The organism is Micromonospora humidisoli, assembly GCF_016900955.1.
Lineage (GTDB): Bacteria > Actinomycetota > Actinomycetes > Mycobacteriales > Micromonosporaceae > Micromonospora > Micromonospora wenchangensis.
Genome location: NZ_JAFEUO010000002.1, coordinates 607592 through 628721, shown reverse-complemented (window position 1 = coordinate 628721; position 21130 = coordinate 607592). Strand labels below are relative to the sequence as shown.

15 protein-coding genes and 1 pseudogene are annotated in these 21130 nt (G+C 71.6%); 5 read left to right on the top strand and 11 right to left on the bottom strand.

Annotated features, from left to right (window positions below; translation table 11 throughout):
- Nucleotides 1-48: 48 nt before the first annotated feature.
- A complete protein-coding gene (gene pcrA, locus JQN84_RS08315; RefSeq protein WP_204957774.1) occupies nt 49-2451 on the bottom strand; it encodes a DNA helicase PcrA in 2403 nt (800 codons plus the stop codon).
- A 214-nt stretch (nt 2452-2665) separates the two neighbouring features.
- On the opposite strand from pcrA, the gene JQN84_RS08310 reads away from it, so the two are divergent.
- Together JQN84_RS08310 and JQN84_RS08305 are read left to right on the top strand one after the other, a co-directional pair.
- On the top strand, nt 2666-4516 hold the full coding sequence (locus tag JQN84_RS08310) for a bifunctional metallophosphatase/5'-nucleotidase (protein WP_204957773.1): 1851 nt from the start codon (nt 2666-2668) through the stop codon (nt 4514-4516).
- A 268-nt stretch (nt 4517-4784) separates the two neighbouring features.
- Entirely contained in the window at nt 4785-5153 is a 369-nt protein-coding gene (locus JQN84_RS08305; RefSeq protein ID WP_204957772.1) for a chorismate mutase, read from the top strand.
- A gap of 139 nt (nt 5154-5292) precedes the next feature.
- Here the strand turns inward: JQN84_RS08305 and JQN84_RS08300 are convergent, their stop codons facing one another.
- From JQN84_RS08300 to JQN84_RS08265, 8 genes are all read right to left on the bottom strand, one after another.
- Nucleotides 5293-6306 carry an ABC transporter ATP-binding protein gene (locus JQN84_RS08300; RefSeq protein WP_204957771.1) on the bottom strand — a complete coding sequence of 338 codons (1014 nt, stop codon included), beginning with the start codon at nt 6304-6306 and terminating at the stop codon, nt 5293-5295.
- Entirely contained in the window at nt 6299-7327 is a 1029-nt protein-coding gene (locus JQN84_RS08295) for an ABC transporter ATP-binding protein (protein WP_204958186.1), read from the bottom strand. Before JQN84_RS08295 ends, JQN84_RS08300 begins: the two co-directional genes overlap by 8 nt.
- A gap of 26 nt (nt 7328-7353) precedes the next feature.
- Complete coding sequence (locus JQN84_RS08290; RefSeq protein WP_204957770.1) at nt 7354-8325, bottom strand: ABC transporter permease; 972 nt, start codon at nt 8323-8325, stop codon at nt 7354-7356.
- Nucleotides 8326-8400: 75 nt separating this feature from the next.
- Nucleotides 8401-9327, bottom strand: coding sequence for an ABC transporter permease (locus JQN84_RS08285; RefSeq protein ID WP_204957769.1), 927 nt, complete (start codon nt 9325-9327; stop codon nt 8401-8403).
- Nucleotides 9328-9482: 155 nt separating this feature from the next.
- On the bottom strand, nt 9483-11126 hold the full coding sequence (locus tag JQN84_RS08280; RefSeq protein ID WP_204957768.1) for a peptide ABC transporter substrate-binding protein: 1644 nt from the start codon (nt 11124-11126) through the stop codon (nt 9483-9485).
- Nucleotides 11127-11858: 732 nt separating this feature from the next.
- Nucleotides 11859-13058, bottom strand: a complete 1200-nt coding sequence (locus tag JQN84_RS08275) for a thioester domain-containing protein (protein ID WP_239484973.1) — start codon at nt 13056-13058, stop codon at nt 11859-11861.
- 168 nt (nt 13059-13226) lie between these two features.
- A complete protein-coding gene (locus JQN84_RS08270) occupies nt 13227-13913 on the bottom strand; it encodes a response regulator (protein WP_204957767.1) in 687 nt (228 codons plus the stop codon).
- Nucleotide 13914: 1 nt separating this feature from the next.
- Nucleotides 13915-15156: an ATP-binding protein gene (locus JQN84_RS08265; RefSeq protein WP_281902857.1), complete on the bottom strand. Its 1242-nt coding sequence runs from the start codon at nt 15154-15156 to the stop codon at nt 13915-13917.
- Between the two features lie 196 nt (nt 15157-15352).
- Between JQN84_RS08265 and JQN84_RS08260 the strand changes: the two genes are divergently transcribed.
- From JQN84_RS08260 to JQN84_RS08250, 3 genes and pseudogenes are all read left to right on the top strand, one after another.
- Nucleotides 15353-16915 (top strand): PspC domain-containing protein, encoded by a 1563-nt coding sequence (locus tag JQN84_RS08260; protein ID WP_204957766.1) that lies wholly within the window; start codon nt 15353-15355, stop codon nt 16913-16915.
- Nucleotides 16912-17098 (top strand): annotated as a pseudogene (locus JQN84_RS32215) (hypothetical protein); the annotation flags it as partial. The gene JQN84_RS08260 and the pseudogene JQN84_RS32215, both read left to right, overlap by 4 nt.
- A 411-nt stretch (nt 17099-17509) precedes the next feature.
- A complete protein-coding gene (locus JQN84_RS08250; RefSeq protein WP_204957765.1) occupies nt 17510-18757 on the top strand; it encodes a phosphatidylserine decarboxylase in 1248 nt (415 codons plus the stop codon).
- A 65-nt stretch (nt 18758-18822) separates the two neighbouring features.
- On the opposite strand, the gene JQN84_RS08245 is transcribed toward JQN84_RS08250, so the two are convergent.
- Nucleotides 18823-19752 (bottom strand): CDP-alcohol phosphatidyltransferase family protein, encoded by a 930-nt coding sequence (locus JQN84_RS08245; protein ID WP_204957764.1) that lies wholly within the window; start codon nt 19750-19752, stop codon nt 18823-18825.
- Between the two features lie 367 nt (nt 19753-20119).
- Entirely contained in the window at nt 20120-21121 is a 1002-nt protein-coding gene (locus JQN84_RS08240; protein ID WP_239484972.1) for an NUDIX domain-containing protein, read from the bottom strand.
- Between the last annotated feature and the right edge of the window lie 9 nt (nt 21122-21130).

The following is a 21130-nucleotide window of genomic DNA, read 5'->3' as shown; positions in this document are numbered from 1 at the left end:
CGACGGGCCCGGCCGGCAGCACGCCGGACCGGGCCCGTCGGTGTCGGCTCAGAGCTTGTCGAGCGGAGCGTGCCGCAGCACCAGCCACATGGTCTGGTCGCCGAAGTCGATCTGCGCGCGGGCGCTCGGCCCGTGCCCCTCGACCGCGAGCACCCGCCCCAGGCCGTAGCGCTGGTGGTTGACCCGGTCGCCGGCCGACACCTTCGGCCCCTGCGGCAGCTCGCTGGCGGTGGCCAGCCGACTGGCGTCCACCCCGAGCCGTTTCGCCAGCTCCGCCGCTCTCGGAGTGCCCCCGGTGAAGCCGTTCCGCCCGCCGGGCGCGCGGTCCGCGCGCCCGCCGACGCCGCCGCCCCCACCGGCCCACGAGGTGTACGTCCCCTCGGTGCGCTCCCAGCGCACCAGCTCCGGCGGCAACTCCTCCAGGAAACGCGACGGCGGGTTGTACGACGGCTGTCCCCAGGCCGAACGGGTGACCGCCCGGGACAGGTAGAGCCGCTGCCGGGCCCGGGTGATGCCCACGTACGCCAGCCGCCGCTCCTCCTCCAGTTCCCGGGTGTCGCCCAGCGACCGCAGGTGGGGGAAGACGCCGTCCTCCAGGCCGGTCAGGAACACCACCGGGAACTCCAGGCCCTTGGCGGTGTGCAGGGTCATCAGGGTGACCACGCCCTGGTGGTCGGGGTCGTCGGAAGGGATCTGGTCGGCGTCGGCGACCAGCGCCACCTGCTCCAGGAAACCGGCCAGGGTGGCCCGCTCGTCGTCGGCGCCCAGCGCCTCGATCCGCTCGGTGTACTCCCGGGCGACGCTCACCAGTTCCTGGAGGTTGTCGACCCGGCCGGCGTCCTGCGGGTCGACGCTCTCCTCCAGCTCGGTCAGGTAGCCCGAGCGGGTCAGCAGCGCCTCCAGCACCTCCTCCGGGGTGCCCTCCTCGGCCAGCTCGCGGGCCCCGTCGAGCAGGGCGACGAACTCGGCGATGGAGTTGGCGGCCCGGGTGGAGATGCCCGGCGCCTCCCGGGCCCGGCGCAGCGCCGCCCCGAAGGAGATCCGCTCCCGGCTGGACAGCGCCTCGACGCACGCCTCGGCCCGGTCGCCGATGCCCCGGCGCGGGGTGTTCAGCACCCGGCGGAGGCTGACCGTGTCGTCGTCGTTGACCACCGCGCGCAGGTAGGCCAGCGCGTCGCGGACCTCCTTGCGCTCGTAGAAGCGCACCCCGCCGACCACCTTGTAGGGCAGGCCGACCCGGATGAACACCTCCTCGAAGACCCGGGACTGGGCGTTGGTGCGGTAGAAGACGGCGATGTCGCCGGGGCGGGTCTCCCCCGCGTCGACCAGCCGGTCGACCTCCCGGCCCACCCAGTCGGCTTCGGCGTGCTCGGTGTCGGCGACGTAGCCGACGATCTGCTCGCCCGCCCCGGCGTCGCTCCACAGCCGCTTGGGCTTGCGGGAGGTGTTCCGGTCGATCACCGCGTTGGCCGCGTTGAGGATGGTCTGGGTGGAGCGGTAGTTCTGCTCCAGCAGGATGGTGCGGGCGTCGGTGAAGTCCCGCTCGAACTCCAGGATGTTGCGGATAGTCGCGCCCCGGAACGCGTAGATCGACTGGTCGGCGTCGCCGACCACGCACAGCTCGGCCGGGGCGAGCCCCTCGGTGCCGGCGACCAGCTCCTTGATCAGGGTGTACTGCGCGTGGTTGGTGTCCTGGTACTCGTCGACCAGGACGTGCCGGAATCGGCGGCGGTAGCTCTCCGCGACGTGCGGATGCGACTGGAGCAGGTGCACCGTCGTCATGATCAGGTCGTCGAAGTCCAGCGCGTGCGCCTCCCGCAGCCGCCGCTGGTAGAGCGTGTACGCCTCGGCCAGCGCCCGCTCGTTGGGGCCCGTGGCCCGGCCGGCGAACTCCTCCGGGTCGGTCAGCTCGTTCTTCAGGTTGGAGACCTGGGCGGCCAGCCCCCGGGCCGGGTAGCGCTTCGGGTCGAGATCCAGTTCCCGGGCGACCAACTGCATCAGCCGGCGGGAGTCGTCGGCGTCGTAGATGGAGAAGGTCGACTTCAGGCCGGCGTGCTCGTGCTCGGCGCGCAGGATGCGCACGCAGGCGGAGTGGAACGTCGACACCCACATCAGCCTGGCGCGCGGACCGACCAGGTGGGTCACCCGCTCCTTCATCTCCCCGGCGGCCTTGTTGGTGAAGGTGATCGCGATGATCTCGCCGGGGTGGACGTCCCGCGCGGCGAGCAGGTAGGCGATCCGGTGGGTGAGCACCCGGGTCTTGCCGGAGCCGGCCCCGGCCACGATCAGCAGCGGTGAGCCGGCGTGGACGACCGCGTCCCGTTGGGGACCGTTCAGGCCCTCCACCAGGTCCTGCGGATCGAGGCGACGGGCGGGGCCGGGCCGGCGCGGCGGAACCGACTCGGGCTCGGGCGCGGGCGGGGACGCGGGGATGTCGAAGAGAGGATGCATCGCACGGCGAGTCTATGCCGTCGGCCGGACACTTCCCGCCCGCGCACGCCCGGCACGGATCGTGCCCCGCCACCGGGCGCACGCCCCGGCCGCCGACCGGCCGGACTGAGACGAACCTGTCACGGTGGCCCCACTGGCATCTTCCGCCCCGAGGCGCGACGATGACCCGGGAAATCCCCGCCTGCTCCCCCGTAGACGACTTGGGAGAACAAATATGAGTCACCCGCGCTCGCGCGGTCGGGCCGTGCTGCGTCACCTCGCCGCACCGGCCCTCGCCCTGGCCGTCGTGGCCAGCCTGCCCATCACCGGCCGCGCCACCACGCCGCCGGCCGACGCCGCCCCCGGTGCCGGCCTCGCCCCGGTCGCCGTCTCGTACGCCACCGCGACGGGTGGCGAGGTCAAGGGCCAGTTCCTCAGCTACAACGACTTCCACGGCGCGATCGACCCGCCCGGCGGCAGCGGCGCCACCGTCAACGGCACCCCGGCCGGCGGGGTGGAATACCTCGCCACCTGGCTGAAGAAGCTGCGGGCCGAGGCGAAGGCCGAGGGCCGGGTCACCACCACCGTCGGCGCCGGCGACCTGATCGGGGCCACCCCGCTGGTCAGCGCCGCCTTCCACGACGAGCCCACGATCGAGCTGATGAACCAGGTCGGCCTCGACGTCAGCTCGGTCGGCAACCACGAGTTCGACGAGGGCGTCAAGGAGCTGCTCCGGATCGACAAGGGCGGCTGCCACCCGGTCGACGGCTGCCAGGACGGCGACGGCTTCGCCGGCGCGAAGTTCACCTACCTGGCCGCCAACACCATCAACAAGAAGACCAAGCTGCCGATCCTGCCCCCGATCGACGTGAAGTTCGTCGGCGGCGTGCCGGTCGGCTTCGTCGGGGTCACCCTGGAGGGCACCCCGGGCATCGTCAACCCGGCCGGGATCAAGGACGTCACCTTCACCGACGAGGTGCAGACCGCCAACAAGTGGGGCGGCCTGCTCAAGCTGTTCGGCGTCAAGGCGATGGTGCTGCTGGTGCACGAGGGTGGCGCGCAGTCCGCGCCGCCGGCCACCCCGGGCGTCTCCGACTGCGCCAACTTCTCCGGCCCGATCGTCGACATCGTCAAGGGCCTGCGGCCGGAGTTCGGCGTGGTGGTCTCCGGACACACCCACCGCTTCTACTCCTGCTCGCTGCCGAACTCCTCGGGCAAGCCGAGCGTGGTCACCAGCGCCGGCAACAACGGCCAGCTGGTCACCGACATCGACTACTCGCTGAACCGGCGGACCGGCCGGTTCACCAGCATCACCGCGAAGAACGTGATCGTGGAGAACGGCGTGCGCAACGCCGACGGGACCTGGCAGCAGACCGGCGGGGTGTTCGCCAAGAACCCGGCGCTGGTCGACGCGGGCGCGAAGGCGCTGGCCGACAAGTACCGCACCGCGGTCGCCCCGATCGCCAACCGGGTGGTCGGGAAGATCAGCGCCGACATCGTCCGGGACGCCCGGCCCAACGGGGAGAGCCCGCTGGGTGACGTGATCGCCGACGCGCAGCTGGCGTACACCAGGGGCGACGGGGCGCAGCTCGCGCTGATGAACCCGGGCGGCGTGCGGGCCTCCCTGGCGTACGGGGCGTCGACCGGTGGCGAGGCGCCGGGCGAGGTCACCTACGGCGAGGCGTTCACCGTGCAGCCGTTCAACAACCTGGTGGTCACCCAGACGTTCACCGGCGCGCAGCTCAAGGACGTACTGGAGCAGCAGTTCGTCGGCTTCAAGGGGCAGACCACCCAGCGCATCCTCCAGCCGTCGGCCGGGCTGACCTACTCCTACGACAGCACCGCGCCGGCCGGCTCGCGGGTCAGCGCGCTGGCCCTGAACGGCACCCCGGTCGACCCGGCCGCCAGCTTCCGGGTCACCACGAACGACTTCCTCGCCAACGGCGGGGACGGGTTCACCGAGCTGGCGGGCGGCACCGGCCGGACCACCGCCCCCGGCTTCGACGTGGACGCTCTGGTGGCGTACCTGGGTGCCGGCGCGCCGGTCGCCCCCACGGCGGCGGACCGCATCACCCGGCTGGGCTGACCGGCGGGAAGGGCCCCTCGTCGGCGCGGGCGCGCGGCGACGAGGGGCCCTTCTCTCAGCCTTCCGGGTGCTTGCGCGCACCGGCCACCGGTCGGCATACTCGACGACGTGATCGAGCGGCAGTTCTTTTTTTACTACGGCACCGGGAGTCCGGCAGCCGTGGGTCGCGCCTGATCGACAGACCTACGAAAGCCCCGGGCTCGGAGAGCCCGGGGCTTTTTTCGTCCCGGGATCCGAACACCGGGCCCGAGACCCGAGGGGTACGACGATGATGACTGACGTGGTGGAGTCCAGCGGTGGCCCCGCGCGGCACGACGATCCGGCCGGGGCCGAGCCCACGGAGGCGGACCCGACCGGCGCCGCTGCCGCCCGGACCGGCACCGGCGACACGGTGGCGGCCGAACGGATCGTGGCGATCAGGGAACGGATCGACGAGATCGACCGTACGCTGATCGCGCTCTGGCAGGAGCGGGCGGCGCTGTCCCAGGAGGTCGGGGTGACCCGGATGGCCTCCGGGGGCACCCGGCTGGTGCTCTCCCGGGAGCGGGAGATCCTGGAGCGTTTCCGCAGCGAGCTGGGGGCCGACGGCACCCAGTTGGCGTTGCTGCTGCTGCGGGCCGGGCGCGGGCCGCTGTAACCGGCGACCCGGCGGACACGGGGTGCGGTAGCGGCACTGCGGTTTACGCGGGCCGCGGTGAGGGCGTCCCGGGGACCGTGGTGGAACGACGAACCGCCTGCCGCCGTCGGGTGGACGGTGGCAGGCGGTCCGGGTGCTGTCACGCCTCGTGCGTGGCGACGATCTCCCGCTTCTCGGCGAAGTGGCAGGCGCTCGGGTGGTCCGAGCCGGGGCGGATCTCCAGCAGCGGCGGCTGCTCGGCGCAGACATCCTGCGCCTTCCAGCACCGGGTGCGGAACCGGCAGCCCGACGGCGGGCTGATCGGCGAGGGCACGTCACCGGTGAGCCGGATGATCGCCTTGTTCTCCCGCAGCGTCGGGTCCGGCACCGGCACCGCCGACAGCAGCGCCTGGGTGTACGGGTGGGTCGGCCGCTCGTAGATCTCGTCCTCGGTGCCGATCTCGACGATCTTGCCGAGGTACATCACCGCGACCCGGTCCGACAGGTGCCGGACCACCGACAGGTCGTGCGCGATGAACACGTACGACAGGCCCAGCTCGTTCTGGAGCTTCTCCAGCAGGTTCATCACCTGGGCCTGGATCGAGACGTCCAGGGCGGAGACCGGCTCGTCGCAGACGATCACCTCGGGGCGCAGGGCGAGCGCGCGGGCGATGCCGATGCGCTGCCGCTGGCCGCCGGAGAACTGGTGCGGATACCTGTTGATGTGCTCCGGGTTGAGGCCGACCAGGTCGAGCAGTTCCTTGACCTTGTCCCGGCGGCTGCCGCGCGGCGCGACCTCCGGGTGGATCTCGAACGGCTCGCCGATCAGGTCGCCGACGGTCATCCGCGGGTTCAGCGAGGTGTACGGGTCCTGCATGACCAGCTGGATCTGCCGGCGCAGCCGCCGCAGCGCGCCACCGGAGAGCTTGGCGATGTCCTGGCCCTTGTAGTGCACCGTGCCGGCGGTCGGCTTCTCCAGGTTCATCAGCACCCGGCTCAGCGTCGACTTGCCGCAGCCCGACTCACCGACCACGCCCAGCGTCTCGCCGGCCTTGAGGTCGAATGAGACGCCGTCAACGGCCTTGACCTGGCCGATGGTCTTCTTGAACACGATGCCCCGGGTGACCGGGTAGTGCTTGACCAGGTCGCGGACTTCGATGATGTTCTCAGTCACGGTTCACCAGTTCCTCGGCGAAGTGGCAGGCGCTGGCCCGACCGGTGCCGATCTGCAACAGCGGGGGGACGGTCTCCCGGCACACCGGCTGCGCCATCGGGCAGCGCGGGTTGAACGGGCAGCCCGGCGGGATGTTCATCAGGTTCGGCGGGAGGCCCTTGATGGTGCGGAGCTGCTGCCCCTTCTCGTCCAGCCGGGGGATCGAGTTGAGCAGGCCGAGGGTGTACGGGTGCGCCGGCTTGGCGTACAGGTCGTAGACGTCGGCTTCCTCGACGATCCGGCCGGCGTACATGACCGCGATCCGGTCCGCGACGTCGGCGACCACGCCGAGGTCGTGGGTGATCAGGATCATGCCCATCTGGCGTTCCCGCTGGAGTTCGCCGAGCAGGTCCATGATCTGGGCCTGCACGGTCACGTCCAGCGCGGTGGTCGGCTCGTCGGCGATCAGCACCTCGGGGTCGAGCGCCAGCGACATCGCGATCATCGCGCGCTGCCGCATGCCGCCGGAGAACTGGTGCGGGAAGTTGCTGAACCGGCCCTTGGCGTTCGGGATCTTGACCTGGTCGAGCATCTCGATCGCGCGCTTCTTGGCGTCGGAACGGCTCATCCCGCGCCGGACCCGGAACTGCTCGGCGATCTGGAACCCGACGGTGAAGACCGGGTTCAGGGCGGAGAGCGAGTCCTGGAAGATCATCGCAATGCCCTCGCCACGGATGCGGCGACGTTCCTCGGCGGACATGGTGAGCATGTCCTTGCCGTGGAAGCGGACCTCGCCGCCGGTGACGAAGCCGGGGGGCATGTCCAGGATGCCCATGATGGTCTGCGCGGTTACGCTCTTACCGGAGCCGGACTCGCCGAGCACGGCGAGGGTCTCCCCCGCGTCGACGTGGTACGTCACTCCGTTGATGACCTTGGCGACGCCGTCCCGGGTGCGGAACTCCACCCGCAGGCCGTCGACCTCGAGCAGCCGACCGGAGGGGCGGCCGGATCCGTCGGCGCCGGGCGCGGACTGCTCGGACACGAGAATGTCGGACAACTCAGTCTCCCCTATCGGAGCTTCGGGTCGAGGGCCTCGCGGACCGCCTCGCCGAGCATGACGAAGCTCAGCACGGCGGTGACGAGGAACGCGGAGGGGAAGAAGAGCAGGAAGGGCGAGACCCGGAGGTAGTTCTGCGCTTCATTGATCATGATGCCCCAGGAGACCACCGGGCTCTGCAGGCCGATACCCAGGAAGGACAGGGTGGCCTCGGCACCGATGAAGGAGCCGATCATGATCGTCCCGTAGACCAGCAGCGGTGCCAGGCAGTTCGGCAGCAGGTGCTTGAAGATGATCCGACCGGTGCTGGCACCCATCGCCCGGGCCGCCACGATGTAGTCGGCCTCCTTGGTGGCGAGCACCGAGGAACGCATCAGCCGCATCACCACCGGCCAGCTCAGCAGCACCAGCGAGCCGATCACCAGGAGCTTGATCTCCCACTCGCCGTTGTCGGAGCCGGCGCCGTTGAACGTGGTGAGGATGACGATCGCACCGAGCACGAACGGCAGACCGAAGAAGATGTCGGTGATCCGGGAGAGCAGGCCGTCGATCCAGCCACCCTTGTAGCCCGCGATGATGCCGACCGTCCCGCCGATCAGCAGGGTGCCGATCGTGGAGAGCAGCGAGACCACGATCGAGGCGTTGGCGCCGTAGATGACCCGGGCGTAGACGTCACGGCCCTGCACGTCGTAACCGAACCAGGCGTCCGACGACGGCTCGACCCGGCTGCGGGCCAGCACGCCGTCGGTCGGGTTGCCGGAGGTGAACAGCGACGGGAAGGTCGACATCACCACGAAGAGCACGATGAAGACGGCGGAGATCCAGAACAGCGGCTTGCGACGCAGGTCGAGCCAGGCGTCGCCGAGCAGGCTACGCGGCTTCTCCTGCTTGCCGCCGGGGCCGGCGGTGGCCGGGGAGCTTGCCTCGGTCAACTGCTCGGGACGGGGCGTGCTCACGATCGAAGCGGCACTCGGGTCGCTCATGCCTGCACCTCGCTGCGCTCGGCGCCGGCCTGGTTGCCCGCGCACACTGCAATGACGGTTCGTTCGCTGCTGCGCTCACTCATAGCGGATCCTCGGGTCCAATGCGGCGTAGAGCAGGTCCACCAGCAGATTCATCACCAGGTAGACGAGCACCAGCACGACCACGATGGAGACAACGGTAGCGCTCTCCTTGGTGACGATCGCCCGCAGCACGGTGCGGCCGATGCCGTTGATGCCGAAGATGCCCTCGGTGATGATCGCGCCGCCCATCAGGGCGCCGAGGTCGGTGCCGAGCAGGGTCACCACCGGGATCAGCGAGTTGCGCAGCAGGTGGATGCCGACCACCCGGCGCATCGGGAGCCCCTTGGCGATCGCGGTACGCACGTAGTCGGCCCGGCGGTTCTCCGCGATGCTGGTGCGCGACACCCGGGCGATGTACGCCATCGACGCGCTGCCCAGCACGAAGCCCGGTAGGAGCAGTTCGGTGATCCGCATCTCGTTGGAGACGGTCGGCTTGACGATGCCGAGCTTCACGCCGAAGAACCACTGGAGCACGAAGCCGACCACGAAGACCGGCAGCGCGATCAGGAAGAGCGTGGAGACCAGGACCAGGTTGTCCAGGAAGCCGTTGCGGCGCAGGCCGGTGAGCACACCTGCGGTGAGGCCGATGACACCCTCGATGATCAGGGCCACCAGGGCCAGCTTGAGGGTGTTCGGGTACGCGGTGGCGATGATCTCGCCGACGTCGCGCCCCGACCAGGTGGTCCCGAAGTCGCCTTGCAGGAGGTTCTTCATGTAGGTGGCGTACTGCACGAACCAGGGCTGATCCAGCTGGAACTTCTCGGTCATCATGGCCCGGTAGTTGTCCGGGCAGCCACGGTCACCGCACTTGCCGGCGAACGGGTCCCCGGGGACCTTCCACACCAGCAGGTAGATCATCAGCGTCGTCCCGATGAACACCGGGACGAGTTGGAGCAGCCGTCTCACCAGATAACGGCCCATGGGGTGGTCCTCCTGACAAGGGGTGTGCCGGGGGCGGGGGTGCGGCCGACACGGGTGGCGACAACGTGGCGAGGGGTGGGGTGCACCCACTCGCGGAACGGCCCCGGGTCGGGCTCACCGGTAGGCGAGCCCGACCCGGGGTCAGACCGTTCGGATCAGAGCTCGACGGAGGTGATGTCGAGCTCGCCGACGTTGGTCAGCTCCATCTTCTTGATCTTCTCGGAGTGACCGGACTGCTGGCCACCGAAGTAGATCGGCATCGACGGAACGTCCTGGTCGACCTTCTCGACCGCCTTGGCGAACAGCTCGTGCGAGGCCTCCAGGCTCGGGGCGGAGCTGGCCTGCTTGGCCAGGGCGTCCACCTCGGGGTTGCTGTAGAGACCGTCGTTCGAGGAACCACCGGTCACGTAGAGCGGGTTGATCCAGTTCTCCACGTCCGGGTAGTCCTGCTGCCAGCCGGCACGGTAGGCGCCGTCCATCTTGTGGGCGTTGATGTTCTGCCGGAAGACCGCGAAGGTCGGCACACCGACGGCGACCGCGTCGATACCCAGGTTGGTCTTGATCTGCTGGGCGACGGCCTCCATCCAGTCCTTGTGGCTGGCGTCGGCGTTGTAGTACATCTTCAGCTGCCCGGTGAAGCCACCGGCCTCGGTCAGCAGGGTCTTGGCCTGGGCCGCGTCGAAGGAGCACGCGGTGCAGTTGCCCGGCTTGGCACCCGGGGTCAGCGGGTTGGCCCAGCTGTCGGCCGGCTTGCGGTTACCGAAGAAGATCTTGTCGGTGATCTCCTGCCGGTTGATCGACAGCGAGATCGCCTTGCGCAGCTTCGGGTTCTGGAAGCGCTTGTCGTAGATCGGGAAGGCGATGATGCCGGTCGACGGCGTGGTCGACGGGATCGCCCGGTCGCCCAGGTCGGCCTTCCACTTGTCGCCGGCCAGCGAGGAGACCGGAACCTGCTGCTGGAAGTCCAGGTTGTTGGAGACCAGGTCGTTGTAGGCCGCCGTGTCGTCCTGGTAGATCTTGACGGTGACGTCCTTGATCTTCATCTTGTCGCGCAGGTTGTAGTCGTCGAACCGCGTCAGCTTGATCGCGACGTTGTTCTCCCACGAGACGAAGCTGACCGGGCCGTTACCGATCGGCTTCTTGCCGAAGGTCTCGGCACCCTGCGAGAAGAAGGCGTCCGGCAGCGGCATGAAGGTGCTGTAGCCGAGCTTGGTCGGGAACACGGCGGTCGGCGCGGCGAGCGTGACCTCGAAGTTCCAGTCGTCGACGACCTTGAGGCCGGACATCTCCTTGGCCTTGGGCTCGGGCGCCTTCTTCGGGCCGTCGCCGTCCGGGTCGGAGGTGTTGACGTCGGCGAAGCCGGCGATGTCGGCGAAGAAGCTGGCGTTCTGCGCGCCGTTCGGCGAGTACGCGCCCCAGTTCCAGGCGTCCACGAAGTTCTTGGCCTTGACGACGGTGCCGTCGTGGAACTTCGTGTTCTGCTTGATCTTGATCTTGTAGACCTTGGAGTCGCTGGTCTCGATCGACTCGGCCAGCGCGTTCTGCGGCGCACCACCGTTGTTGGGGTACTCGACCAGACCGGTCCAGAGCCAGTCGATGATCTTGCCGCCACCGGTCTCGGTGGTGTTCGCCGGAACCAGGGGGTTCTCCGGCTCGGTGCCGTCGATGACGATGGCACCGTCCGAGCTGCTGGCGCCGCTGCTGCCTTCGTCGTCGCTACCGCTGGAGCAGCCGGACGCGATGAGCGCGAACGCCGCACCCATCGCGATGGCGCCGCTCGCCCGCTTCGAGACTCTCATTCCGAGGGGCCTCCTCTTTCTAACCTGGTTCCGTCGTGGGTTTCACGCACGTTGGGGGGTGACACCGCACGGCGATCATGTGTTACAGATCACCGGTTACCGCAGAGAAATCGGGACACCCCAGGGGTACCGATCCGCCGGGCCACCACACTCCCGCACTCGGCCCCCGGGCAGGCTCGACGACCACGATCCGTGCCATGGGCAGCGGCGACGTGGTCGGTCGGGACACACGGGTGCCTCACGTCAGGGGTGAGGTGCTGCCACTGTGACACCCACCGGCCCATTACGTGAAGGTGCCGTTATCAAGCCGTTAGTTGCCCGCCATGTTGCCGATACTTGAGAAAAGATCATGAGATGCCCTGGTCGTACCGCTCTGAGCAGGAAAGACAGCAAGTCTGCTGCAGCAGGTAGTGACCGACGGGTAGCAAGTGTGAGCTTTCCCGCCGTCCCGTCACGACGGTTGGACGTCCACCGAGAGTTGCCCGATTTCGACCATCCGGATGATGGCAACTTCCGCCGCGCGGAGACAAGTCCCGACCGGCCGGCCGACGACACCGGCGCAGGTCCGCACCGGTCCCTCCGGACCGCGTGACCACCCGGACGGCGTGACCACCCGGACGGCGTCGCCGGACCGGAACACCCCTCGACCCGACGGAAACGGGCCGGAGCACCCCCGACGGAAACGGGCCGGCCCCGGCACCATCGGGGTGCCGGGGCCGGGGTGTCCGTACCTCAGACGGTGAAGCGGATCCGGCGGCGGCGGACCAGCAGCACCGCCACCGCGCCGAACGCGAGCAGCGCCATCCCGGCCAGGGCGGCCAGGGCGATCGGCGACCCGGTCAGCGGCAGGCCGCCGCCGTTGCTGGCCGGCGAGGTCGACGGAGCCGGGCTGGCCGGCGGCGACGAGGAATCCGCCGGGGTCGACGGCGACGGGGACGCCGCCGAGGACGACGGGGAGGGCGACGGCGACGGCGACCCGGACGGCGAGGCCGACGGCGACGGCGAGGCCGGGGCGGCGGCGAAGGTCGCCGCCGCGTCGGCGGTGACCGAGGTGCCGGTGCTGCCACCCAGGATCAGCTTCTGCTTGGCGTTCTTGCCGCCGGAGAAGAGGAAGACCCGCCCGAAGGAGACCGAGTCCGGGGCGGAGACGGTCACCGTGACCCGGCCGGCGGCGGTGGCGGTCAGCCAGAACCGGCCACCGTTGGTGGTCGCGGCGACGGGACGCCCCTCGGCGTCGACGGCGCTGCCGCCCTCGACCTTGAGCGCGATCTCCCCGGCCGGTCCGTGCACGGTGAACGGCCCGGCCCGCCCGCCGGTGGTCGCGCTGGCCGAGGCCGGATCGAGGCTCAGCTCGGCCTTCGGCTCCGGCTGGTCGGTGGCGTTGCGCACCAGGTAGTCGTGCACCCGGCGGATCACGTCGTACTCGGCGGCGACGGTCAGCCCCCGCTCCCAGTCACCCAGGGTGATGCCGTCGCTGAACTGCCAGACGGCCGTCTGGGTGCCGAAGTAGAGCAGCGTGTCGCGCCGGGAGTCGGGCAGCCCGGCGGGCAGGGTGGCACCGGCCGCGGCGAGCAGCTTCGCCCGGTCGGCGTTGGGGTAGCCGTGGGTGAGCACCCACTGCACCCGGCCGAGGTTCTTCACCTCCGACTCGTCCCAGCTGCCCTCGGCGTACTCGCCGTTGCGGGCCACCGGGGTGTGGAAGTCGATGCAGAAGACCGGCACGGTGCCGTCCTTCAGCTCCAGGGCCAGCGCCGAGGTCTTCTGCGCCCGACCGTCCAGCTTCAGGGTGACGCTGGTGCCCGGCACCGCCCGCGCCACGCCCTTCGTCGCCGGCTCGGCGGCGGCCGGACCGGCTGCGGCGAGCACCAACGCGCCACCGGTGACGAGCGCCGTGACGGTACCCGCCCAGCGTCGTCCTCGTTCTCCGAACATCAGTTCCGTGCACCTCTCCCCAGGGGTTGGCCCGCTCCGGGCGGGCCGGTGTGCGTCGCCCCCGGGCGGGGTCGTGACACCACCCGCACGCGCGAAGGCGACGGGGCATTATGCGACACGAATTGATCTCTTGTCAGCCCTGGGATGATGCTCCCGGAATGGGAGGTGTCAGACGAGTCGTCGGTCCGCCGCCCAGCGGGACAACTCATACCGGTTGGACATCTGGAGCTTGCGCAGCACGTTCGACACGTGCGTCTCGACCGTCTTGATCGAGATGAACAGCTCCTTGGCGATCTCCTTGTACGCGTACCCCCGGGCGAGCAGGCGCAACACCTCGCGCTCGCGGTTGGTGAGCTGGTCCAGCTCGGGGTCGGCGACCGGGGCGTCCGGCCGGGCGGCGAAGGCGTCCAGCACGAATCCGGCCAGCCGGGGGCTGAACACGGCGTCCCCGTCGGCCACCCGGCGGATCGCGTCGGTCAGCTCGTCCGGGGAGATGGTCTTGGTCACGTAGCCCCGGGCGCCCGCCCGGATCAGCCCGATCACGTCCTCGGCGGCGTCGGACACGCTCAGCGCGAGGAACTTCACCTGCGGGTGGCTGCGGCGCATCGCGTCCAGCACCGCCCGCCCGCCGCCGTCGGGCATGTGGACGTCGAGCAGCACCACGTCCGGCCCGGTGGCGGCGATCCGGGCGACCGCCTCGGCCACCGTGCTCGCCTCCCCCACCACCTCGACGTGCGCGCCCAGCTCGGCCCGGACCCCGGCCCGGAACATGGCGTGGTCGTCGACCAGGAAGACCTTCAACCGGTGCGCCCGGTCCGCCGTGCCCGCCCCCGCATCCATCGACTGTTCCGCCATCTCAGCTGCCCCTTTCCGCCGTGGAGCCGGTGCCGGTGATCGGCAGCATCAACCGGACCTCCGTCCCCTCTCCGGGCTCGGAACGGATCTCCGCCCGGCCACCGTGCCGCTTCATCCGCCCGATGATCGACCCTCGGACCCCGTGCCGGTGATCCTCCACGGTATCCGGGTCGAAGCCCTTGCCCCGGTCCCGGACGAAGACGCTCACCTGCTCCGGTTCGACCTCGGCATAGAGCGACACCGTCTGCACCCCGGCGTGCCGGGCCGCATTGACCAGCGCCTCCCGGGCCGCCGCCACCAGCGCGCCGACCCGCTCGTCGGTCCCCCGGTCACCCACCACCACCGCCTCGACGGTGATCGCGAAGGTGTCCTCCACCTCGGCGGCGGCCTGCTCCAGCGCCGCCGCGAACCGCTCGGTCGGCGAGGCGGTCGGTTTGTAGAGCCAGTTGCGCAACGACCGCTCCTGGCCCCGGGCGAGTCGCTGCACCGTCTTGACGTCGCTGGCGTTGCGCTGGATCAGGGCGAGGGTGTGCAGCACCTGGTCGTGCACCATGGCGGCCAACTCGGCCCGCTCCTGCTCACGGATGCGCCCCTCCCGCTCCGAGCGGAGCTGGTTCCAGATGCGCCACAGCATCGGGGCGGCCACCACCCCGACGCCGACCAGCCCGACCAGCGCGAAGATCACGCCGTTGACCACCGCGTCGAGGTTCTGCACCGGGGAGTAGACCGCCGCCACGCCGATGATGCCGACGGCGACCAGCACCGCGCCACCGGCGAACCGGAGCACGAGTGCCCGCCTGTCGGTCTCCTCCACCACCGCGCCGAGCCACGGCACCGGCATCGAACCGCTCCACTGCCGACGACGCTCCGGCGCGGCCTGGTGCCAGATCACCCCGGCACCGACCGCGATGATCGCCACCAGCCAGCCGGCGGTGCCCGCCGCGCCGACCGAGTCGAAGACCAGCACCTGGACCAGCAGCACACCGAGGCCGATCGCCACGAACGGCAGCAGCTGCCCGGGGTCCCGCCGGGGCGGCACGGCGGTGTCACCCGGCCGCAGCGGCACCACCGCCCAGAACGCCGCGTACAGCAGCAGGCCCAGGCCGCTGAGCCCGAGCAGCACCATGAACGCGACCCGGACCCGCAGCACCGAGATGCCGAGGTGGTCGGCGATGCCGGCGGCCACCCCGGCGGCCAACCGGTGCTCCGGCGCCCGGTAGAGGCGGGGTGGCGGCGGGGTCACGACGCTGATGGGAGGCTCCCCTGGTCACGGTGGGTGGCGGACGGACACCTGGCGGTACGGTGCCGCTCCGATCGTCACACGCCCGGGACGCCGCCGACCACGGGGACGCCCCCGACATCCGCCTCCCGGGATCTCAGGGTGGGGTCAGGGTCGGTTCCGGAGGTGACCCGGCCCGACTGCGGCGCAGGATCGAGTCATGACCGAGGACCCCGCCCTGCCGCCGTACCCTCCGGTGGCCACACCGGGTGGTACGCCGCCGCCCGGTCCCGCCGCCGGGCCGGACCCCACGGCGCCCGCGTCGCCCACGGGGGGCGACGACGCGCCACCACCGCCCGGTGGCTATCCCCCGCCGTCCGGCGGGGCCAGCTTCACCTCCCGGTACGGCCTGGTCCGGCCCCGCGACGGCCGCTACCTCGCCGGCGTCTGCGCGGCGATCGGCCGGGCCACCAACACCGACCCGGTGCTGTGGCGGGTGCTGCTCGCCGTGCTCGGGTTCTTCGGCGGGGTCGGCATCCTGGTCTACGTGGCCGCCTGGTTGATCATCCCGGGCGAGGGCGACAGCGCCTCCCCGCTGGAGTCGATGCTCGGGCGGGGCCGGTCGAGCATGTCCCCGATCACCGTGATCGTGCTGACCATCCTGGTCGCGGTCAGCTTCGGCTACATCGTCACCGACGCGTTCCGGGCGGTGCTGCTGGGCGCGGCGATCCTGATCGGCGGCGCGCTGCTGCTCAACCGGGACGGCCGGTCCGGCTTCGCCGCCGCCGGTCCGGCACCCGCGCCGGCCGGACCGCCGGGACCGGTGCCCCCGGTCGGTTACCCGGCACCCACGCCGTTCACCCCGCCCGCACCCGCCGTGCCGTTCCCGGCCGGTGCCCCGACGGCCCCCCGGGCGGGCGGCGCGGTGGGCTGGCCGGCGCAGGGCCCCACCGCTGCGCTGCCGCCCTGGCCACCCGCCCGGCCGATGGAGGTCACCGCGACCCGGGCGGAAGCGCCGGGCTGGCCGCCGCGCCCACCGGTGCCCGGCACACCGGTGGCCGTCCCGCCACCACCCGGTACGGGCTACCGGCCGCCGTTCGCCCCGCACGGCCCGTACGCCGGGTCGGGCCCGCCGCCGCCCGCACCCCGGGTCAAGCCGCCGAAGAAGCCGAAGGAACGCTCGGCCCTGGGTGCCGCCACCTTCTCGCTGATCTTCCTGGTCCTCGGCGTGGTGGCCATCCTGGACCTGCTGGACGTCTTTCCGATCGGCGCGGCCGGCTACTTCGCGGCGGTGCTCGCCACGATCGGGCTCGGCCTGCTGGTGGGCACCTGGTTCGGCCGGGCCCGCTGGCTGATCGCCCTCGGTCTGGTCGCCGCCGCCGCTCTCGCCGTCGCCACCGTCGCCGAGTCCTACGACCGGGTCAGGGGCGTCGACGGGGCGGTCACCTGGGCACCGGCCAGTTACCGGGAACTGGCCGACCGCTACGAGAACAGCTTCGGCGACACCACCCTGGACCTGCGCGCGGTGGACTTCGACAAGCAGGACACCGACCTCACCGTGGTGGTCAACTTCGGGGAGGCCACCATCGTGGTCCCGCCGAACGTGGACGTCACCGTGGTGACCAACGTCAAGGCCGGGGAGGCGACCGTGTTCGGGCGACGTAGCGCCGGATTCGAGGGACAGGCACGGCAGGTCACCGACCTGGGTCCGGACGGGACCGGCGGTGGCACGCTACGGCTCACCGTCCAGGTCAACGCCGGCAACCTGGAGGTGACCCGGTGAAGGCCCACCGCACCGACCTGGTGTCGTTCGTCTTCGGGCTGCTCTTCGTCGGCCTTGCCCTGTGGTGGCTGCTGGCCCAGATCCTCGGGTTGGCCCTGCCGGCCGTGGGCTGGTTCCTGGCCGGCGCGCTGGTGCTGATCGGGCTGCTCGGCCTGGTCGGCGCGGTGCGGTCGGCGCGGACCGTCGACGCCGGGTCCCCGGCCGCCGACAGCGCCGCGACCCCCACGCCGGCCCCGGTCGACCCGGTGGGCGGGCAGGTCGGCGACCCGGCGGACGAGCCGGGGCGGCCGGACACGGTGGAGCGTCGACCGGACGAGCCGGCCCGGATCGGCGACGGGGACACCCGGCGGTGGCCGGCCGACGACCCGGTCACCGGGCCACCCGGCACCCCACCACCGCCGCCGAGCTGACCGCGCCGGTGCGGACGGCCGCCGCCGGCTCGTATGCTGGCCGGGGAGATCCCGCCTCCGTCGGCCGAGCCCCGCCGGTGGCCGCGCGCGAGAGGCGGCCCGGCACCGGCCCGGGTGCGCCTCGTCGGGCACCCGAGGCGGTCCCGCCGCGACGTCCGCCTACCCCGTCAGGAGCCCGCCCGACATGACCCAGTCCCCCGCCGTGCGCCCCTCCGGTCCGTCCGGTCCGGTCCGCATCGGCGAGCGTGCCGCCCGTACCCTCGTCGCCGAACTCGCCCGCCGCAACGACCCGAAGGCCGCCCTGCTGGTGGGCGCGGCCCCCGGGGCCACGGTCCTCGCCGCGGCGATCGACGCGCTGCTGCCGGGCGACACGCTGACCGTCGTGCCGGCCGCGACGACCGACGCCGCCACGCTGCGCGACCACGTGACGGCCCAGGGCCGCTGGGTCGCCGACCGGGTACGGGTGGTCGACTCGCTGGCCGAGGCGGACGCCGCCGAGCTGGTCATCGCCGCCGAGCCGTTCACCGGTACCGGTGAGCAGACCCGCGACGCCGTCGACGGCCTCACCAAGTACCTGACCGACGGCGCGGTGCTCAGCGTCGCCGCGCCGGTGTTCCGTACCGGGGGGGCCGCCGCCGAGCTGGACCGGTACGGCGTGCTGCACGGCGTCCGGACCGACCTGGTGGTGCGCAACTCCCCGCCGGTACGGGTGCACCACCTGCGGTTCACCCCGGCCGGTGCCGCGTCGGCCGCCCGCCTCGCCCCGGCGTACCGGCCGTCGAGCGTGCCGCTGACCCGAAGCATGCACATCGACTCGAACGGGGTCGCCGCGGCAGGTATCGCGCTCGGCCTGGCCGCCGTCGCCCGGGTCGCCCGGCCGAAGTCGAAGCTGTGGCTGGTGCCGGCGCTGGCCGCCGCCCCGGTGGCCGCGTTCTTCAGGGACCCGCAGCGGGACGTGCCGGAGGACCCGTCCGCGGTGGTCGCCGCCGCCGACGGTCAGGTGCTGTCGGTGCAACGGCTGCACGACGAGCGGTTCGGCGACGGCGAGTGGCTGCGGATCGCGGTCTTCCTGTCGGTGCTCGACGTGCACGTCAACCGTTCGCCGGTGGCCGGCAAGGTGGTCGACTACTTCGTCGCCGACGGCGGCTTCGTCAACGCGATGAAGCCGGACGCGGAGCACAACGTCGCGGCGTACACGGTGCTGGACACCGAGCACGGCACGGTGGTGGTGGCGCAGCGGACCGGGTTGATCGCCCGTCGGATCGTGCAGCGGGCGCCGGTGGGGGCGCTGCTGGCCCGGGGGGAGCGGTTCGGGCTGATCCGTTTCGGTTCCCGTACCGACGTCTACCTGCCGGCCGACGCCGCCACGCCGCTGGTCGGCCCCGGCGACAAGATGATCGGCGGTTCCTCGGTCATCGCCCGCTGGAGCTGAGCCGGCACCGGTACGAAACAGGGGCGCCGCGGTCGCGGCGCCCCTGTCGTGTGACGGCGGACGGGTCAGGCGGTGCGGCGCTGGTGCAGCCAGAGCAGCGGCCCGCTGACCAGGTAGCCCACCACCACGAGGGCGAAGGTGAGCCGGATGTCGACCAGCGCGCCGACGGCCGGGGCCAGCCAGAGCCACGGCGGCAGCTTGACCAGCCGGGCCAGCTTGGCGTACGGGAAGCTGGAGACCATCGCGAAGGCGAGCAGCGCCACCCCGCCGATCTGCACGGTCGCCGGCAGCGGCAGCCCGATGGCCACACCGAGCGCGAGCACCGCCGCCGCCATCGTGGTGGGCACACCGCAGAAGAACCGGCCGTCCTTGGGCGAGACGTTGAACCGGGCGAGCCGGATCGCGGCGCAGGACGCCACGAGCGCTGCCGCGACCGCCGCCGCAGGAGCGGGGGCCGATCCGGCCAGCGAGGCGTAGACCACCACCGGGGCGGCCAGGCCGAAGGAGCACATGTCGGCGAGCGAGTCCATCTGCGCGCCGAACGGGCTGGCCACGCCGAACTTGCGGGCGAGCGCGCCGTCGAGGCCGTCGAAGACGACACAGGCGATCAGCAGCAGGGCCGCGAGCCGGGGCTGGCCGTTCATGGCGACGAAGATGGCGTTGATGCCGAGCACCAGGCTGGCCAGGGTGCAGGCGTTGACCAGCGCGAACTTCATCCGCCGGGCGGGGGTACGCGCGCCGGGGAGCAGCGGGATCGCCATCGCCGGCGAGTCGTCGACCGATGTGGTGGGGCCCAGGGCCGGGCTGACCGGGGCGACCGCCTCGATCTCGGCGCGGTCGAGGGTGATGCCGCGACGGTCGAAGCCGTACCGGCGACGCTGGCGGTCGACGCGGTGCTCGGGAAGAACCAGGTCGGTGCCGTTGAGCTGGTCACCGTCCCGGCGACCCACCCGAACCAGCAGTACCTGGCGGGCGAATGTGCTGCTGCGGCGCAACCGGCCCGCCCAGCGACGCCCTGCGGGGCGCGGACTGTCAGTCGTACGACGCCGGCGCCATGGGGCTCTCGGCACGTTTCCTCCATCACCGGATCGGCTGGCCGCCCGTGCGGGCGGGTGTCCGGCTGTCTCGTGCCGGACCGCTTCTGGCCCGGCAGCCGTTCAAGCGGAGTACACCATTGCACAGCGGCGTGGTGGTTGGCGATAGCTGCCGGCGGTACTTATAACCTCGTTAACCGCGCAAACCGCTGCCTTGTTCCCATCTCGGACTTTCGGGTCCGTTTTTCGGGCTTCATCGCCCATTTTCTTCGCCAACCGCAGGGCCGACTTTACCGGAGCACCACCCAGTCGGCTCGTCGAGCGTCCGTCAGCCGACCGGCCACCTGGCGGCCAACATCGCGACGTCGGTCATCTTCAGGCCGCTGAGCTGGGCATACGTGAACCATGCAGCGTCGGCCGTCGATCCTCCGGCCTGTTCGGTCACCACCGGCCCGGTCGGCTCGTCGACCAGCACCCGGTAGATCACCCGTACGCCGTGCCAGTCCAACGGCCGGCCCTCAGGGCCCACCGCACCCGGATTGTGTAGATTGTCGGCCAGGATCAGCCTGTCGACCCGGCCCCGCTGACCCGATTCCTCCACCAGTTCCCGTAACAGACCGTCGACCGGTTGCTCACCGTGATCGGTCCCGCCGCCCGGCAGATGCCAGAGTCCGGCACCCGGATAGCCGGGCGCGATCAGCGTGAGCAGCACCCGCCCGTCAGGATCGGTGACCAGCCCGTACGCGGCGAACCGCTGCCGCCGGTCAGTCGACTCCACCACCGCCGGCGCGACCGGCGCACCGGGTTCCGGGCCGACCGGAGGCTGCGGGCCGGGCAGGCCGAGCAGATCGGCGGTGAACGACGCCAGCGGCAGCGTCGCCGCCTCCTGCGGGGTGCACCAGACCAGCTCACCGGGGCCGTCGCCCCCGCCGACCCCCGGCGGTGGCGTCGCCCCGGCCACCGGCAGGTCACCCGGGATCGTGACGTCGAACACCAACCGGTCGGTGTGCACCGGCCCTGCGGCGTCCGCCGGGTCCGCAGCGGTCAGGTCGGCGACGGCGGCACGTATCCCGGCCACCACCACGACCAACCCGACCTGCCCGGCGTACGCGCGGACCACGGTGTCGGCCGGATGCTCCGCGTGCCGCACGGCACCCCCGGGCAGCCGCCAGAGCACCGCCGCCGGATCGGACGCCGCCGCACCGCTGCCGTCGCCGGCACCGCGTACCAGCAGCACCCGGCCGGATTCGTCCGCACACCAGCCGTACGCCGCGATCCGTCGTCGCCCCTGCACGTCACCCTCCCCCGCCCGCGCTCCGCCGTCGATCATGAGGCTAGC